13 protein-coding genes and 2 tRNA genes are annotated in these 16154 nt (G+C 60.3%); 11 read left to right on the top strand and 4 right to left on the bottom strand.

The window, feature by feature from the left end:
* Positions 1-20 precede the first annotated feature (20 nt).
* The 5 genes from hflK to HCF10_RS11505 all read left to right on the top strand — a co-directional run bounded on the left by hflK (position 21) and on the right by HCF10_RS11505 (position 6961).
* Positions 21-1196, top strand: a complete 1176-nt coding sequence (gene hflK / locus HCF10_RS11525; RefSeq protein WP_131696767.1) for an FtsH protease activity modulator HflK — start codon at positions 21-23, stop codon at positions 1194-1196.
* Positions 1196-2062 carry a protease modulator HflC gene (gene hflC, locus HCF10_RS11520; RefSeq protein ID WP_122538372.1) on the top strand — a complete coding sequence of 289 codons (867 nt, stop codon included), beginning with the start codon at positions 1196-1198 and terminating at the stop codon, positions 2060-2062. The genes hflK and hflC overlap by 1 nt, the downstream gene beginning before the upstream one ends.
* Positions 2063-2355: 293 nt before the next feature.
* The gene (locus HCF10_RS11515) at positions 2356-3543 is read left to right on the top strand and encodes an ATP phosphoribosyltransferase regulatory subunit (protein ID WP_053139387.1); all 1188 of its coding nucleotides are present in this window, start codon (positions 2356-2358) and stop codon (positions 3541-3543) included.
* 54 nt (positions 3544-3597) lie between these two features.
* Positions 3598-4887 carry an adenylosuccinate synthase gene (locus tag HCF10_RS11510; RefSeq protein ID WP_027604896.1) on the top strand — a complete coding sequence of 430 codons (1290 nt, stop codon included), beginning with the start codon at positions 3598-3600 and terminating at the stop codon, positions 4885-4887.
* A 139-nt stretch (positions 4888-5026) separates the two neighbouring features.
* Positions 5027-6961 carry a methyl-accepting chemotaxis protein gene (locus tag HCF10_RS11505; RefSeq protein ID WP_167655547.1) on the top strand — a complete coding sequence of 645 codons (1935 nt, stop codon included), beginning with the start codon at positions 5027-5029 and terminating at the stop codon, positions 6959-6961.
* Between the two features lie 93 nt (positions 6962-7054).
* Here the strand turns inward: HCF10_RS11505 and HCF10_RS11500 are convergent, their stop codons facing one another.
* The 4 genes from HCF10_RS11500 to HCF10_RS11485 all read right to left on the bottom strand — a co-directional run bounded on the left by HCF10_RS11500 (position 7055) and on the right by HCF10_RS11485 (position 10117).
* Positions 7055-8620 (bottom strand): ABC transporter permease, encoded by a 1566-nt coding sequence (locus HCF10_RS11500; protein ID WP_131696764.1) that lies wholly within the window; start codon positions 8618-8620, stop codon positions 7055-7057.
* Positions 8620-9645 carry an extracellular solute-binding protein gene (locus HCF10_RS11495; RefSeq protein ID WP_145336016.1) on the bottom strand — a complete coding sequence of 342 codons (1026 nt, stop codon included), beginning with the start codon at positions 9643-9645 and terminating at the stop codon, positions 8620-8622. The genes HCF10_RS11500 and HCF10_RS11495 overlap by 1 nt, the downstream gene beginning before the upstream one ends.
* Before the next feature lie 144 nt (positions 9646-9789).
* Positions 9790-9876, bottom strand: a tRNA-Leu gene (locus HCF10_RS11490).
* Between the two features lie 154 nt (positions 9877-10030).
* Positions 10031-10117 (bottom strand) — tRNA-Leu (locus HCF10_RS11485).
* Between the two features lie 224 nt (positions 10118-10341).
* Here HCF10_RS11485 and rnr point away from each other — a divergent pair.
* The 6 genes from rnr to rplI all read left to right on the top strand — a co-directional run bounded on the left by rnr (position 10342) and on the right by rplI (position 16116).
* On the top strand, positions 10342-12975 hold the full coding sequence (gene rnr / locus HCF10_RS11480; RefSeq protein WP_131696762.1) for a ribonuclease R: 2634 nt from the start codon (positions 10342-10344) through the stop codon (positions 12973-12975).
* Complete coding sequence (gene rlmB, locus HCF10_RS11475) at positions 12972-13727, top strand: 23S rRNA (guanosine(2251)-2'-O)-methyltransferase RlmB (protein WP_131696761.1); 756 nt, start codon at positions 12972-12974, stop codon at positions 13725-13727. Before rnr ends, rlmB begins: the two co-directional genes overlap by 4 nt.
* Before the next feature lie 311 nt (positions 13728-14038).
* Positions 14039-14461: a 30S ribosomal protein S6 gene (gene rpsF, locus HCF10_RS11470; protein ID WP_003171371.1), complete on the top strand. Its 423-nt coding sequence runs from the start codon at positions 14039-14041 to the stop codon at positions 14459-14461.
* Between the two features lie 29 nt (positions 14462-14490).
* Positions 14491-14721, top strand: coding sequence for a 30S ribosomal protein S18 (gene rpsR / locus HCF10_RS11465; protein WP_003171373.1), 231 nt, complete (start codon positions 14491-14493; stop codon positions 14719-14721).
* 36 nt (positions 14722-14757) lie between these two features.
* A complete protein-coding gene (locus HCF10_RS11460) occupies positions 14758-15651 on the top strand; it encodes a hypothetical protein (protein WP_131696760.1) in 894 nt (297 codons plus the stop codon).
* Positions 15652-15669: 18 nt separating this feature from the next.
* Positions 15670-16116, top strand: coding sequence for a 50S ribosomal protein L9 (rplI, locus tag HCF10_RS11455; RefSeq protein ID WP_003171376.1), 447 nt, complete (start codon positions 15670-15672; stop codon positions 16114-16116).
* The last annotated feature ends 38 nt before the right edge of the window (positions 16117-16154 follow it).

The raw sequence follows: 16154 nt of genomic DNA, 5'->3' as shown, positions 1-16154 counted from the left end.
TTTATCAGATGGAGAGCGCTATGGCTTGGAATGAGCCGGGTGGCAACTCGAATAATCAGGATCCTTGGGGTGGTAAACGCCGCAATAATGGCGACCGCAAGGGGCCACCAGATCTCGACGAGGCCTTCCGAAAGCTGCAGGAAAGCCTGAATGGGTTGTTCGGTGGTGGAAAAAAACGTGGTGGTGACGAGGGCGGTCGTACGAGCAAGGGCGGCGGCTATGGCCTGCTGGGCCTGGGTCTTGTCGTGCTGGCGGCCGTATGGCTGTACAGCGCCGTATACGTCGTGGACGAGCAGGAGCAAGCCGTGGTGCTGCGCTTCGGTAAGTACTACGAGACTGTCGGTCCTGGCCTGAACATCTATTTCCCGCCGATCGACAAGAAGTACATGGAGAACGTCACGCGTGAGCGTGCCTACACCAAGCAGGGCCAGATGCTGACCGAAGACGAGAACATCGTCGAAGTGCCGCTGACCGTGCAGTACAAGATCAGCAACCTGCAGGACTTCGTGCTGAATGTAGATCAGCCGGAAATCAGCCTGCAACACGCAACCGAAAGCGCCCTGCGCCACGTGGTGGGTTCCACCGCCATGGACCAGGTGCTGACCGAAGGTCGTGAGTTGATGGCCAGCGAAATCAAGGAGCGCCTGCAACGGTTCCTCGATACCTATCGCACCGGTATCACCGTCACCCAGGTGAACGTACAGAGCGCAGCGGCACCGCGTGAAGTGCAGGAAGCCTTCGACGACGTGATCCGCGCCCGTGAAGACGAACAGCGTTCGCGCAACCAGGCTGAAACCTACGCCAACGGCGTCGTGCCGGAAGCCCGTGGCCAGGCCCAGCGTATCCTTGAGGATGCCAACGGTTACCGTGACGAAGTGGTCTCCCGTGCCAAGGGTGAAGCGGATCGCTTTACCAAGCTGGTCGCTGAGTACCGCAAGGCACCTGAGGTGACTCGTGAGCGTCTGTACCTGGACACCATGCAGGAAGTCTTCAGCAATACCAGCAAGGTCCTCGTGACCGGCAGCAAGGGTGGGCAGAACAACCTGCTGTACCTGCCGCTGGACAAGATGATCGAAGGTGGTCGTAGCAGCTCCAATGCACCGTCCACCGGCTCCAATGCCGCTGCCAACGAAGCGAGCGCCCGTGCGGCCGCTGACTTGTTGCAACAGCAAACACGTACCAGGGAGAGTCGTTGATGAGCAATAAATCGCTGACCGCCCTGATTGTGGGCGTCGTCGTGGTCATCGCTGCCTGGAACTGCTTCTACATCGTGGCTCAGACCGAGCGTGCGGTGCTGCTGCAATTCGGCCGTGTGGTCCAGGCGGACGTCCAGCCGGGCCTGCATGTGAAAGTCCCCTACGTCAACCAGGTGCGTAAGTTCGACGGCCGCCTGATGACGCTGGATGCACCGACACAGCGCTTCCTGACCCTGGAAAAGAAAGCCGTGATGGTTGACGCCTACGCCAAGTGGCGCGTCAAGGATGCCGAGCGCTTCTACACCGCCACCTCCGGCCTCAAGCAGATTGCCGACGAGCGTTTGTCGCGTCGTCTGGAATCGGGCCTGCGTGACCAGTTTGGTAAGCGCACCCTGCACGAGGTGGTGTCTGGTGAGCGTGATGCGCTGATGGCGGATATCACGCGTTCGTTGAATACGATGGCGGAAAAAGAACTGGGCATCGAAGTTGTCGATGTTCGGGTCAAGGCCATCGATTTGCCGAAGGAAGTGAACCGCAGCGTGTTCGAGCGTATGAGCACCGAGCGTGAGCGTGAGGCCCGTGAGCACCGTGCCAAGGGTAACGAGCTGGCTGAGGGTATCCGTGCGGATGCCGACCGTCAGCGCCGTGTACTGCTGGCAGAAGCCTATCGCGAGTCTGAAGAGGCCCGTGGTGATGGTGATGCTCAAGCCGCGTCGATCTACGCCAAGGCTTACGGCCAGGACCAGGAGTTCTACGCGTTCTACCGTAGCCTGCGTGCCTACCGTGAAAGTTTCGCGAATAAAACCGACGTCATGGTGCTGGACCCAAGCAGCGACTTCTTCCGCTACCTGGAAAAGTCCAAGTAACCAGCCCGTGATTTTGTAGGGCGCACTCCGTCGGGCGGCTAAAACGCCTGGCGGGGTGATCCTTTCAGAAAACGGGTGTATGATGCGGCAGCCGGGAAATTCCCGGCTTTTTTGCGTCTGCATGTTTGATTCGGCAGGCGTGACAGGTTTTTCGAGGAAAGTGCCCGACGAGGCCGTTAACAGGTCGTTCGTCACGTCGCTCTTGCGCGTGGTTTATGCAGGGGGCGGGTATTTTCTGCTTCACTCAAGGCTCGGCCGAGGGCTGGCCGCCCGGATCATAGGGGAATGGCGTAATGGCAACGGTAGACCGCTGGCTGCTGCCAGATGGCATCGAAGAAGTACTGCCACCAGAAGCTGCGCGCATTGAAGTAGCGCGTCGCCAGGTGTTGGATCTGTTCCAGAGCTGGGGTTACGAGTTTGTCGTGACCCCCCATATCGAGTACCTGGAATCCCTGCTGACCGGCGCGGGCCAGGACCTGGATCTGCGCACCTTCAAGGTCATCGACCCGCAATCGGGCCGGCAAATGGGGTTCCGTGCCGACATCACGCCGCAAGTGGCGCGCATCGATGCGCACACCCTGCGCCGCGAAGGCCCGAGCCGCCTGTGCTACGCCGGCAGCGTGCTGCACGCTCAACCGCGTGCCTTGTCGTCTTCCCGCAGCCCGATCCAATTGGGTGCGGAGTTGTACGGTGATGCCAGCCCGAGCAGCGACGTTGAAGTGATCAGCCTGATGCTGGCCATGCTGCAACTGGCTGATGTCCCAGATGTCCACATGGACCTCGGTCACGTGGGGATCTACCGTGGCCTGGCCCGTGCGGCCGGTTTGTCCGGTGAAGTCGAGCAACAGCTATTCGATGCTCTGCAGCGTAAGGCGATCGATGAAGTCATTGCCCTGACCGCTGGCGTGCCTGCGGATCTGGCCGACATGCTGCGTGCACTGGTCAACCTGTGTGGCGGCCGTGAAGTGCTGGTGGCTGCACGTGAGCGCCTGGCCAAGGCGCCGGCGCCGGTATTGGCTGCACTCGATGACGTGCTGGCGATTGCTGAGCGGTTATCGGCGCGGTTCCCGCAGTTGCCGCTCTATTTTGATCTGGGCGAGCTGCGCGGCTACCACTACCACACCGGTGTGGTGTTCGCGGTGTTTGTACCGGGTGTTGGCCAGGCCATCGCTCAAGGTGGCCGTTACGACGACATCGGCGCCGACTTCGGTCGTGCGCGTCCGGCCACCGGCTTTTCCACCGATTTGAAAACCCTGGTGACCCTGGGGCGTGCTGAGGTCGAGCTGCCGTCTGGTGGCATCTGGATGCCCGACAGTACGGACGCAGCACTCTGGCAGCAGGTTTGCCAGTTGCGCAGTGAGGGTCAGCGAGTTGTCCAGGCATTGCCCGGGCAGCCATTGGCCGCCGCCCGTGAAGCGGACTGCGACCGGCAATTGATTCTGCAGAACGGGCTTTGGCAAGTATCGCCACTGGCTTCTTGAGTTTTCCTGCCGGCCATCGCCGGCACCAAGTTTGCGCGAATGAGGACAAGTGTTATGGGTAAGAATGTCGTAGTCCTGGGCACCCAATGGGGTGATGAGGGCAAAGGCAAGATCGTTGATCTGCTGACCGAACATGCTGCCGCCGTAGTGCGCTACCAAGGCGGCCACAACGCTGGCCACACCCTGGTCATCGATGGCGAAAAAACCGTCTTGCACCTGATCCCGTCGGGCGTCCTGCGCGAAGGCGTGCAGTGCCTGATCGGCAATGGCGTCGTGGTTGCACCGGATGCCCTGCTGCGTGAGATCACCAAGCTGGAAGAGAAAGGCGTACCGGTGCGCGAGCGCCTGCGTATCAGCCCGTCCTGCCCGCTGATCCTGTCCTTCCATGTTGCGCTGGACCAGGCCCGTGAAAAGGCCCGTGGCGAGCTGAAGATCGGTACCACCGGTCGCGGCATCGGCCCGGCCTACGAAGACAAGGTCGCACGTCGCGGCCTGCGTGTGGGCGACCTGCTCAACATGCCGCGCTTTGAAGACAAGCTGCGTGAACTGGTGGATTACCACAACTTCATGCTGGTGGGTTACTACAAAGAGCCGGCCATCGAATTCGACAAGACCCTGGCTGAGTGCAAGGAATACGCTGAGCTGCTCAAGCCGCTGATGCTGGATGTGACCGCAGAGCTGCACGACCTGCGTCGCGCCGGCAAGGACATCATGTTCGAAGGCGCCCAGGGTTCGTTGCTGGACATCGACCACGGTACCTACCCGTACGTGACCAGCTCCAACACCACTGCTGGCGGCGTTGCTACCGGTTCGGGCGTTGGTCCTATGTTCCTGGACTACATCCTCGGCATCACCAAGGCCTACACCACCCGTGTAGGTTCTGGCCCGTTCCCGACTGAACTGTTCGACGAAGTCGGTGCGCACCTGGCCAAGCAAGGTCACGAGTTCGGCGCGACCACCGGCCGTGCTCGTCGTTGTGGCTGGTTCGACGCCGTTATCCTGCGTCGCGCTATCGATGTGAACAGCATCTCGGGCATCTGCTTCACCAAGCTGGATGTACTCGATGGCCTGGAAACCATCAACATCTGCGTCGGCTACAAAGATGCCGAAGGCAAGGACGTTGCCCCGGTTGATGCCGACAGCTACGTGGGCCTGCAGCCAGTGTACGAAGAAGTGCCGGGCTGGAGCGAGTCGACCGTGGGCGCCAAGACCCTGGAAGAGCTGCCAGCTAATGCCCGCGCCTACATCAAGCGTGTCGAAGAGCTGATCGGCGCGCCGATTGACATTATTTCGACGGGCCCGGACCGCAACGAAACCATCGTTCTGCGTCACCCGTTCGCTTAATAAGCTGTTGATGTAAAAAGCAAAGGGCTCCTTCGGGAGCCCTTTGTCGTTTCTACTGCCTGAGCGGCACGACCCTTGCTTCGCTTCTCTCTTTCGCGGTGCTATCAAATTAATGGCACCCGTGGTGGAGGGATTCCCGATGTCTGCCGTTCTCTCATTGTTACAAAGCCGTCTGTTGCGGCCGGTGTTCGTTACCCTAGGTATCGCTCTTTTGGTGCAAGTGCTGGTGGCGGTTGCCCTCACCCGGAGCACAGTCACGGCGCTGGAAGCCGATTTAGGCAGTCGCCTGGGCATCGACAGCCAGAAGCTGTCCGGTGAATTGGCCCAGGCCGGCAAGGAAGTCACGTCGAGCCTGGACAGCTTGTCCAACAGTACCCGTCAGCGTCTGACCGCCGGGCTTTCCGAGCGCCTGCAGGCTGAGCAGAAGCAATTGCGTGCCACGCTGGAAAAAGATCTGCAAGACTCCGCCAACGATATGGCGCAACTGCTGGCCTCGGTGGCGCCCCGCGCTATGTGGGACAGCGATGTGCCAACGCTGTCCGAGTTTGCCCGGCGCGCTCAGCGCAATCCTAACGTGCTGTTTGTGGTTTATGACGACGCGGCGGGTGAGCACCTGACTCGTTATCTGAATCGCGAAAATCCGATCAACAAGGCGTTGCTGGAAAAAGGCCAGGGCGATCGCGCCCTGGACAAAGTCCTGAACGCTGCGAAGAACGATCCTTCGGTGTTCTACGTCGAGGCTTCCATCAGCCCTAACGGCGTGGAGATTGGCAAGGTGCTCATGGGGGTGTCGACCGCGTCGGTCGAGGCCGATCTGCAAGCGCTGGACAAGCGTTTTGCCGCACTGATTGCCAGCGGTGATAAGTTGGTCGGTGACAGTCTCAAAGGTGCCGCGGCGGATAGCGCGGCGGCCATGGGCGCTCGCCTGCAGTCGGCGCAAGCCACTGCGACCCAGATGACCGTCAACACCACCGGCGCCGTGCAGGAGGCTGCCGGCACCTTGCGTTGGCGCATCGGCATGGGGCTGGCGGGGGTTGGTTTCGGCGTATTGCTGCTGATCGCCGTGGTTCTCGGCCGTCGCGTGGTCAATCGCCTGAAACTGCTTATCGCGGCCATGGATGACCTGGCCGCGGGCGAGGGCGACCTCACCAAGCGCGTTCAAATCAACAGCAAAGACGAAATCGGCGACATGGCCTCGGCGGTCAATCGCTTTGTGGATAAGTTGCAACCCATCGTGCGCGAGGCGGGCGATGTGGCGCAGCGTACCGGCGTGGAAATCGGCGCCATGACCTTGCGCAATGCCGGCGCCGATGCGGCAGCTGGCTTGCAGCGTGATGAGGTGGCGGAGAGTTTGCGCGCGCTGTCGCAAATGGCCGACGAGGCCCAGGCCGAAAGTCACGCCATGCAGGCGGCGTTGCAACAGGTGGTGGATATTCGTCAGGCGACGGACGAGAACTCGCGCACTTCGGCTGAAGTCGGCAGTTTGATCGAGGCGTTGGCGGGGCAGGTCCAGGCCGGTTCCCTGGTCATCGAGCGTCTGGCCCAGCAAAGCGAGCAGATCGAAGTGGTGCTGACGGTCATCCATGGTATCGCCGAGCAGACCAACCTGCTGGCGCTCAACGCGGCCATCGAAGCCGCGCGTGCCGGCGAAACGGGGCGTGGCTTTGCGGTGGTGGCGGACGAAGTGCGTGCGTTGGCCAGCAAGACCCAAAGTTCTACTGGCGATATCCAGGCGCATATCGTCGCGTTGCAGCAGGGCGCACGCGAAGCGGTCGAAACCATCGGCAAGGCCGGGCGTCAGGCCAATGAAGGCTTGCTGGTGCTGCGCGACAGCGTGCGCTTGCAGCAGACGGTGCAGGCCTCGGTGGAGCAGGTGCATGCGGCGATTGGCCTGGCTACCCGCGCCGCCGAGCATCAAGCCCAGGGTGCCCATGCGGTGCGAGGCCGGGTCGAGGTGATCCATGCCCAGGCCGAGCGTGCGGCGCAGGCGGTGGTGGAGACTACCGCCAGTGGCAAGGTGCTGGACGGGTTGGCGGCGCAGTTGAAGGCGAGTCTGGGGCAGTTTCGGGCTTAGCGTCGTCTGTTCTGGCCTCATCGGGAACAAGCCCCCTCCCACGGGTTGAAGTGCATTCAAAATGTGGGAGGGGGCTTGTCCCCGATACCGATCTCAGCGGCTCAAGTACATCCGAGTTGTTAACAGATAGACCGGCAGCCCCGACACCACTATCAACAACGCCGCATAAGGCGCCGCCGCCGCAAACTCCACATTCGAGGTATGTGCCCACACGGCAGTCGCCAAGGTATTCAGTCCGGTCGGACTGAGCAGCAACGTCGCCGTCAATTCCTTCATGGCGTCCAGGAACACCAGCGCAAATGCCGCCCCCAATGCCGGAAAAATAATTGGCAGCGTCACTCGGCAAAATGCACTGAACGACGATGCCCCCAGCGTGCGTGCAGCCTCTTCCAGCTGCGGTGCGGCTTTGTTCAAGGCTGTGCGGATCGGCGCCTGGGCCAATGGAAGAAACAACAACGCATAGGCGATCAGCAACAACGCCGACGTCTGGTACAGCGCCGGCACGTAATGCAGGGCGAAATACACCAGCGTCAACGCAATCACCAGGCCGGGCAGGGCGTGCAGCAGGTACGGCAGGCGTTCGGCCCAGATCGCCAGTTGGCCTTTGTAGCGCACCACCAGCAGTCCCACCGGCACCGCCAGCACCAGGCATAGTGCCGCGCCCCCCAGCGACAGCGTCAGGGAGGACAGCAAAGCCTCACCAATCTCGGCCACCGGAAACGCCGCCGAGGAACCTACCGCCAACCAATAGCCGAGCATGCCCAAGGGAATGCCGCTGCCAATGATCGCCAGCGTCAGGCAATACACCTGGCCCAGTGGCGCCCACTTGCCCAGTCGCACCTGCGCCGCATGTCGCGCCGCGCCCTGCCCGATGCGCACGTGCCGGCCCTTGCCGCGCACGCGCAGTTCCAGCCATAGCAGGGTCAGGCACATCAGCAGCAATACCGCCGAAAGCATCGCGGCATTGGCGTTACTGAATTCCAGTTCGAATTGCTGGTAGATCGCAGTGGTAAAGGTTTGCAGGCCAATGATCGACAGCGCGCCGAACTCCACCAGCATATGCAGCGCGATCAAAAGTGCCCCGGCCAGCAGCGACGGCCACAGCAAGGGCAGGGTGATGCGAAAGAATACGCCCCAGCGATTCAGGCCCAGAGTGCGGGCCGATTCTTCAAGGGAGGGGTCCAGGTTGCGCAAGGTCGCTGCCACCGGCAAAAACACCAGCGGGTATTTGGACAGGGTCATCACCAGGATCGCTCCGCCGAGCCCTTCGAAGTTGGCGCTCAGCGATACCCAGGTGAAGCTGCTGACAAACGCCGGCACCGCGAACGGCAGGCACAGGATTACGCCCCAGATGCGGCGCCCCGGCAGATTGCTGCGTTCCAGCAGCCAGGCCAGGGATAGGCCGATTACGCCGCACGCCACCGTCACACCGATCATCAGCGCCAGGGTGTTGCGCAGCAGTCCGAATACGTAGGGTCGCCATAGCAGATGCACCGCCTGCGCCCAGCCCGCCTGCCAGGCCTTCAGCCCGACGTACACCAGTGGCAGCAGGCTCAGGCCAACCAGTAGCAGGACGGGGAGCAGTAGCCAGATCGAAGGGCGCTTGCGGCGTGGGCTGAACCCCCCGCGCAAGGCGGGGGTGGGTAGCGATGGGTTCATCAGTTCAAGCCAACCTCACGTTCCAGCTCCAGGGCTTCTTCCGCGTTGCCCAGGTCGGCGGGGGTGACTTTCGGCGGTTGCAGTTCGCTGAAAGGCTTGAGGCCGCGGTTGGATTCCATGCCCTTGCGCAGCGGGTACTCGGCCGAGGTGTTGGTGATCACGCGCTGGCCTTCTTCGCTGGCCATGAACGCCAGCAGTTGCTGGGCTTCTTTTGGATGCTTGCTGGATTTCAGCGCGGCCGCCGAAGACACGGTGATCAGGCCGCCGGCATCGCCGTCGGTGAAGTAGTGCAGTTGGGAGTCCAGGTTGGTTTTTTCTTTCTTCAGGGCAAACCAGTAGTAGTTGTTCACCAGTACGGTGGCGACTTCGCCATTTTCCACGGCTTTAAGGGCAACCATGTTGTTGCTGTACACCTTGCCGAAGGCGCGCAGACCGGTCAGCCATTCTTCAGCGGCTTCGCGACCGTGCAACTTGATAATTGCCACGGCCTGTTCCTGGAACGCGCCGCTGGTGGGTACGAAGCCGACCTTGCCTTGCCACTCGGGGCCGGCGAAATCCAGTACCGACTTGGGCAGGTCTTTCTCGGCAATCAATTTCGGGTTGAAGGCCACGACGCGCGTGCGTGCGGTTACGCCCATCCAGTCGCCTTTGCGGCCGACGTAATCCTTGGGGAGCACGTCGAGCGTGCCAGCGTCGATCTTGGCCAGCAGGCCTTGCTCGCCAAGTTTGTTCAGTGGCGGCGATTCTTCGGTGTAGATCACGTCGGCAGGGGAGCGGTCGCCTTCTTCCACGACCTGGCTGGCCAGTTGGTTGCTGCTGCCTTTGCGTACGTTGACGTGAATGCCTGTCTTGGCTTCGAAGGCCTTGGCGAGTTCGTCGCCGACTTCTTTGTGTTGGCCGTTGTACAGGGTCAGGGAGACCTTGTCGGCGGAATAGGCGGCGGGGGAGAGTAGGGTCAGGCCGAGCAGGGTGATGGTCAGGCCACGCAGAAGGGACGTCTTGAGATGGGTATCGCGGATCATCATCCGGGGTTTTCCTCACTTGAGTGCAACAAATCATTGCAAGGATAAACGATAAAACTTCTCAAGTGCGCCGAAGGGGGGAATTGCCGGTGGCGTTTTCAAACCCCGGAAACGAAAAAACCCGCTTTAGCGGGTTTGATCTGAATTTGGTGCCCAGGAGAAGACTCGAACTTCCACGACCTTGCGATCACCAGCACCTGAAGCTGGCGTGTCTACCAATTTCACCACCTGGGCATTATCAAACAACGTTGCCGCTGTTGATGGGGCGAACTATACGGCGGGCTTTTTAATCTGTAAACCCCTGATTCAAAAAATATAAATCGATTTTCTCGTTAAAAATCAAAAGCCTGAAACGAAAAAACCCGCTTTCGCGGGTTTGATCTGAATTTGGTGCCCAGGAGAAGACTCGAACTTCCACGACCTTGCGATCACCAGCACCTGAAGCTGGCGTGTCTACCAATTTCACCACCTGGGCAGCATCAACAACGTTGCCGTCGTCGATGGCGCGCACTATACGGAGCCGTTTTTTAGCTGTAAACCCCTGCTATGAAAAAAACCTGGAAAATTTCGCCAATGGTCGTGCAAGGTGCGCGGCGAGGGCTGTAAAAGGCTTTTAAACGCTTGTTGATGCCTGAAATTTCCCGTTTCAATACGCGTATGCCAAACTAACCCGCATATAGACAAGGTGAAAAATCTCTAATGGCCGATTGGCAGTCCCTCGATCCCGAGGCCGCTCGTGAAGCGGAAAAATATGAAAACCCTATTCCTAGCCGCGAACTGATCCTGGCGCACCTCGCCGATCGGGGTTCGCCTGCTAGCCGCGAGCAGTTGGTTGAAGAGTTCGGTCTGACCACCGAAGACCAGCTCGAAGCCCTGCGCCGCCGCCTGCGTGCCATGGAGCGCGATGCTCAACTGATCTACACCCGCCGTGGCACCTACGCGCCTGTGGATAAGCTCGACCTGATCCTCGGCCGCATTGCCGGCCACCGTGATGGTTTCGGCTTCCTGATCCCGGATGACGGCAGTGATGACCTGTTCATGAGCCCAGCGCAAATGCGCCTGGTGTTCGATGGCGACCGTGCCCTGGCGCGCGTTTCCGGTCTGGACCGTCGCGGTCGCCGTGAAGGCGTGATCGTCGAAGTGGTGTCCCGTGCCCACGAGTCCATCGTCGGCCGTTACTTCGAAGAAGGCGGTATCGGCTTTGTTGTGCCGGATAACCCGAAGGTCCAGCAGGAAGTGCTGATTACCCCGGGCCGCAATGGCGCTGCCAAGGTCGGCCAGTTCGTCGAGGTGAAAATCACCCACTGGCCAACTGCGCGCTTCCAGCCTCAGGGCGATATTGTTGAAGTGGTCGGCAACTACATGGCGCCGGGCATGGAAATCGACGTCGCGCTGCGCACCTACGACATTCCTCACGTCTGGCCTGACGCTGTGCTCAAGGAAGCCGCCAAGCTCAAGCCGGAAGTCGAAGAGAAGGACAAAGAAAAGCGCATCGACCTGCGTCATCTGCCGTTCGTCACCATTGACGGTGAAGATGCCCGCGACTTTGACGATGCGGTCTACTGCGAAGCCAAGCCCGGCAAACTGCGCCTGTTCTCCGGCGGCTGGAAGTTGTTCGTCGCGATTGCCGACGTCTCCAGCTATGTGAAGATCGGTTCGGCCCTGGATAACGAAGCCCAGGTACGCGGCAACTCCGTGTATTTCCCTGAGCGCGTGATCCCGATGCTGCCTGAGCAGCTGTCCAACGGCCTGTGCTCCCTGAACCCGAAAGTCGACCGTTTGGCCATGGTGTGCGAGATGACTATCTCGAAAACCGGCGAAATGACCGATTACCAGTTCTACGAAGCGGTGATCCACTCCCAGGCGCGCCTGACCTACAACAAGGTCAGTACCATTCTGGAGCAGCCGAAAACCGGCGAAGCCAAGGCGTTGCGTGGTGAGTACGGGCATGTCGTGCCGCACCTCAAGCAGCTTTACGCGTTGTACAAGGTGTTGCTGGGTGCCCGTCATGTGCGTGGTGCGATCGATTTTGAAACCCAGGAAACCCGGATTGTCTTCGGTTCCGAGCGCAAGATCGCCGCGATCACTCCGACCACCCGTAACGATGCGCACAAGCTGATCGAGGAATGCATGCTGGCGGCCAACGTGGCCACCGCTGAATTCCTGAAAAAGCACGAAATCCCTGCGCTCTACCGTGTACACGATGGTCCGCCACCGGAGCGCCTGGAAAAACTGCGCGCGTTCCTCGGAGAGCTGGGCCTGTCCCTGCACAAAGGCAAGGACGGCCCGACGCCGAAGGACTACCAGGCACTCCTGGCCAGCATCAAGGACCGTCCGGATTACCACGTGATCCAGACCGTGATGCTGCGTTCCCTGAGCCAGGCGGTGTACAGCGCCGACAATCAGGGCCACTTCGGCCTGAATTACGAGGCGTACACCCACTTCACCTCACCGATTCGCCGTTATCCGGATTTGCTCACGCACCGCGCAATCCGCAGCGTGATCCATTCCAAGCAGAACACCCCGCACGTCAAGCGTGCCGGTGCCATGACCATTCCAAAGGCGCGGATCTATCCGTACGACGAAGCGGCCCTGGAACAGTTGGGCGAGCAGTGCTCCATGAGCGAGCGCCGCGCCGACGAAGCCACCCGCGACGTGGTGAACTGGCTCAAGTGCGAGTTTATGAAGGACCGCGTGGGCGAGTCGTTCCCGGGCGTGATCACTGCCGTGACCGGCTTTGGCCTGTTTGTCGAGCTGACCGACATCTACGTCGAAGGCCTGGTGCACGTCACTGCCTTGCCGGGCGACTACTACCACTTCGATCCTGTGCACCACCGCTTGGCGGGTGAGCGTACCGGTCGCAGCTTCCGTCTGGGCGATACCGTCGAAGTGCAGGTCATGCGCGTCGATCTCGACGAGCGCAAGATCGACTTCGGTATGCCTGACAAACCTGCCGAGCCGGCGGGCCGTAAAAAACGAGGCAGCGAACCTGCTGCGCCAGCAAGCAAAGGCAAGGGCGTTCCTGCGAAAGCTGCTGCCGCCGAGCCTGCGCCAGCCAAGGCAGGTCGTCGTTCGTCTTCCAAGGACAAGGCTCCCGAAGCCTACCGCCCAAGCGACGCGGCGGCGAAAAACGCCGAACTGCGCAAGAGCCGTGAGTTGAAGCAGCAGTTGCTCAACGAAGCCAAAAGCGGTGGTAAAGCGGCGTCTGGGGGAAAGTCCCAAGGGGCGGAAAAGCCGTCGAGCAAGCCAAGTAAACACCGTAAAGGCCCGCCAAAAGCGGGTTCGGCCCCCGCGAAAAGCGGCGGGTCGCGCAAACCTAAGGCCAAGTCATGAGTCTGGAAAAAATCTACGGCGTCCACGCCGTAGAAGCACTGCTGCGTCACCACCCTAAGCGCGTCAAGCAAGTGTGGCTGGCCGAAGGCCGCAGCGAGCCGCGCGTGCAGGCGTTGGTCGAGCTGGCCAACCAAAACAAAGTCGCCATCGGTCAGGCCGAGCGTCGTGAAATGGACGTGTGGGTCGAAGGCGTTCACCAGGGTGTGGTGGCGGACGTCAGTCCGAGCCAGGTCTGGGGCGAAGCGATGCTCGATGAGCTGCTCGACCGTACCGAAGGTGCGCCGCTATTACTGGTGCTGGACGGCGTGACCGACCCGCACAACCTCGGCGCGTGCCTGCGTTCGGCCGATGCTGCGGGTGCGCTGGCGGTGATTGTGCCTAAAGACAAGTCGGCTACCTTGACGCCGGTTGTGCGTAAGGTCGCCTGTGGCGCGGCGGAAGTGATTCCGCTGGTGGCCGTGACCAACCTGGCGCGCACCTTGGAGAAACTCCAGCAGCGCGGCCTGTGGGTCGTGGGCACGGCGGGAGAGGCTGAGGTCAGCATTTATGACCAGGACCTCACCGGCCCGACCATCCTGATCATGGGGGCCGAAGGCAAGGGCATGCGTCGCCTGACCCGTGAACATTGCGATTACCTGGTGCACCTGCCGATGGCCGGTAGTGTCAGCAGCCTGAACGTGTCGGTCGCGACCGGCGTGTGCCTGTTTGAGGCCCAGCGTCAGCGTGGGGCCAAGCCCAAGGCGAAGAAGTAGTTCTAAGCCTGGAATAGAACCAACATGTGGGAGGTGGCTTGCCCCCGATAGCGGTGTTTCAGCTACAGATGCTGTGACTGACCCACCGCTATCGGGAGCAAGCACCCTCCCACATTTGCTTTTGAGGTGTTTGGGGAGATTGTTCAAATAATCACCAATCACCTTGCGCCCGTTCTTCCCCTTCTCTACAATTGCGCCCCTTGCCTTCCTGGCAGGCACCGATGTGCCTCCCTGCGGCAAGATCCATAAGTGTCATTCACTCCTTGTCTGACCGTTTTTGAGCGGCAGGCTACAACCCGTAAGGAGCATTCATGCGTCATTACGAAATCATCTTTTTGGTCCACCCGGATCAAAGCGAGCAAGTCGGCGGCATGGTTGAGCGTTACACCAAGCTGATCGAAGAAGACGGCGGCAAAATCCACCGTCTGGAAGATTGGGGTCGTCGTCAACTGGCCTACGCAATCAACAATGTTCACAAGGCTCACTACGTGATGCTGAACGTTGAGTGCACTGGCAAGGCCCTGGCCGAGCTGGAAGACAACTTCCGCTACAACGATGCAGTGATCCGTAACCTGGTCATCCGTCGCGAAGAAGCCGTTACCGGCCAATCCGAGATGCTCAAGGCTGAAGAAAACCGCAGTGAGCGCCGTGAGCGTCGCGACCGTCCTGAGCACGAAGGCGCTGATAGCGCTGATAGTGATGACAGCGACAGCAGCGATAACGCTGACGAGTAATCCACGGACCTTATTAAGGAGCCTATCAAATGGCACGTTTCTTCCGTCGTCGTAAGTTTTGCCGCTTCACCGCTGAAGAAGTGAAGGAGATCGATTACAAAGATCTCAACACTCTGAAAGCCTACGTATCCGAGACCGGCAAAATTGTTCCAAGCCGTATCACCGGTACCAAAGCACGTTATCAGCGTCAGCTGGCCACCGCTATCAAGCGCGCCCGCTTCCTGGCCCTGCTGGCCTACACCGACAGCCACGGCCGCTGAGACCGGGCAGTCGACAAGTAGTAAGGGATTGAATGCATGCGCGCCTTAGCTGAGTTCATCATGCGCGGTCGTGTGCAGGCCACTCTGGTAGTGGCTGGATGTGCGGCATTGCCGTTGCTTTATTGGTTGGGTGCTGCCGCAGGTTGCCTTGTGCTGCTGCGGCGCGGTTTGCAGGATGCCTTTGGCATCCTGGCCCTGGGACTGGTAGCCGCCTTGATCTGGTGGCTGCAATTGGGCGAACCCAAGGTACTTTTGGTGCTGCTGGGGTCGACGAGCCTTGCGTTGGTTTTGCGCGCAAGTGAGTCCTGGGTCCGCACGCTGCTGGTCAGCGTGGCATTGGGGTTGGTGTTTTCGGTGTTGATTGACGCGGCTTTCCGCCCGCAAATCGAGGCGCTGGCGCAGGAGATCGTCAAGATCCTGCCGCTGGCCCTCGGGGAACTCTACCAGCAGCTTTCGGTAGATGAGCGAGCGCGTCTTGCGACACTGGTTGCACCGGCCCTGATCGGCCTGATGGCGGTAATGATGCAGATCGTCAGCGTGCTGAGCCTGATGCTTGGGCGTTATTGGCAGGCGTTGTTGTACAACCCGGGTGGTTTTGGTCGCGAATTTCGCAGTATCAGAATCCCTGTGGGCCCGGCGATGTTGCTGCTGGCACTCATGGTTGTCGGACCGAACCTCGGTTCGCAGATGGCCTTGACCGTGCTGTTTTGCAGCGTACCGCTGGTGTTTGCCGGGCTGGCCCTGATTCACGGGCTGGTCGCGCAGAAGCGCCTGGCCAGGTTCTGGCTGGTGGGGTTGTACGTAACGATGTTGCTGTTCATGCAGCTGATCTATCCGTTACTCGTGGTTCTGGCCATTGTCGACGGCCTGATTGATTTTCGCGGTCGTCTGGCGCCGAAAGACGCCGATAACGCGAACGGTGAAGGTTAAAAGTTAGAGGATTTTCACATGCAACTGATCCTTCTGGAAAAAGTCGCCAACCTGGGCAACCTGGGCGACAAAGTGAACGTTAAGGCCGGCTACGGTCGTAACTACCTGCTGCCTTACGGCAAAGCCACCGCTGCAACCGCTGCCAACCTGGCTGCGTTTGAAGAGCGTCGTGCTGAGCTGGAAAAAGCAGCAGCAGACAAAAAAGCTTCGGCCGAAACTCGCGCTGCCCAACTGGCTGAGCTGGAAGTGACTATCACTGCCACCGCCGGTGACGAAGGCAAGCTGTTCGGTTCGATCGGCACCCACGACATCGCTGATGCACTGACCGCCTCCGGCGTTGAAGTGCAGAAGAGCGAAGTTCGTCTGCCGAACGGCACCATCCGCAACGTAGGCGAATTCGACGTAGCCGTGCACCTGCACGCCGAAGTTGAAGCCACCGTACGCGTTGTCGTGGTAGCAGCTTAAGCAACACCTAACTGACTGGCACCTCGCGTGTCAGGCAG

It is taken from the genome of Pseudomonas sp. B14(2022) (assembly GCF_012030485.1).
In the GTDB taxonomy this organism is placed as follows: Bacteria; Pseudomonadota; Gammaproteobacteria; order Pseudomonadales; family Pseudomonadaceae; genus Aquipseudomonas.
This window is presented reverse-complemented; position numbering and strand designations above follow the sequence as displayed.

Coding starts and splice junctions, on each gene's coding strand:
- HCF10_RS11495 (WP_145336016.1), bottom strand. CDS start 9,645: ATGATGATCCGCGATACCCATCTCAAGACGTCCCTTCTGCGTGGCCTG.
- rpsR (WP_003171373.1), top strand. CDS start 14,491: ATGGCACGTTTCTTCCGTCGTCGTAAGTTTTGCCGCTTCACCGCTGAA.
- hflC (WP_122538372.1), top strand. CDS start 1,196: ATGAGCAATAAATCGCTGACCGCCCTGATTGTGGGCGTCGTCGTGGTC.
- HCF10_RS11515 (WP_053139387.1), top strand. CDS start 2,356: ATGGCAACGGTAGACCGCTGGCTGCTGCCAGATGGCATCGAAGAAGTA.
- HCF10_RS11510 (WP_027604896.1), top strand. CDS start 3,598: ATGGGTAAGAATGTCGTAGTCCTGGGCACCCAATGGGGTGATGAGGGC.
- rplI (WP_003171376.1), top strand. CDS start 15,670: ATGCAACTGATCCTTCTGGAAAAAGTCGCCAACCTGGGCAACCTGGGC.
- HCF10_RS11505 (WP_167655547.1), top strand. CDS start 5,027: ATGTCTGCCGTTCTCTCATTGTTACAAAGCCGTCTGTTGCGGCCGGTG.
- rnr (WP_131696762.1), top strand. CDS start 10,342: ATGGCCGATTGGCAGTCCCTCGATCCCGAGGCCGCTCGTGAAGCGGAA.
- HCF10_RS11500 (WP_131696764.1), bottom strand. CDS start 8,620: ATGAACCCATCGCTACCCACCCCCGCCTTGCGCGGGGGGTTCAGCCCA.
- rlmB (WP_131696761.1), top strand. CDS start 12,972: ATGAGTCTGGAAAAAATCTACGGCGTCCACGCCGTAGAAGCACTGCTG.
- rpsF (WP_003171371.1), top strand. CDS start 14,039: ATGCGTCATTACGAAATCATCTTTTTGGTCCACCCGGATCAAAGCGAG.
- hflK (WP_131696767.1), top strand. CDS start 21: ATGGCTTGGAATGAGCCGGGTGGCAACTCGAATAATCAGGATCCTTGG.
- HCF10_RS11460 (WP_131696760.1), top strand. CDS start 14,758: ATGCGCGCCTTAGCTGAGTTCATCATGCGCGGTCGTGTGCAGGCCACT.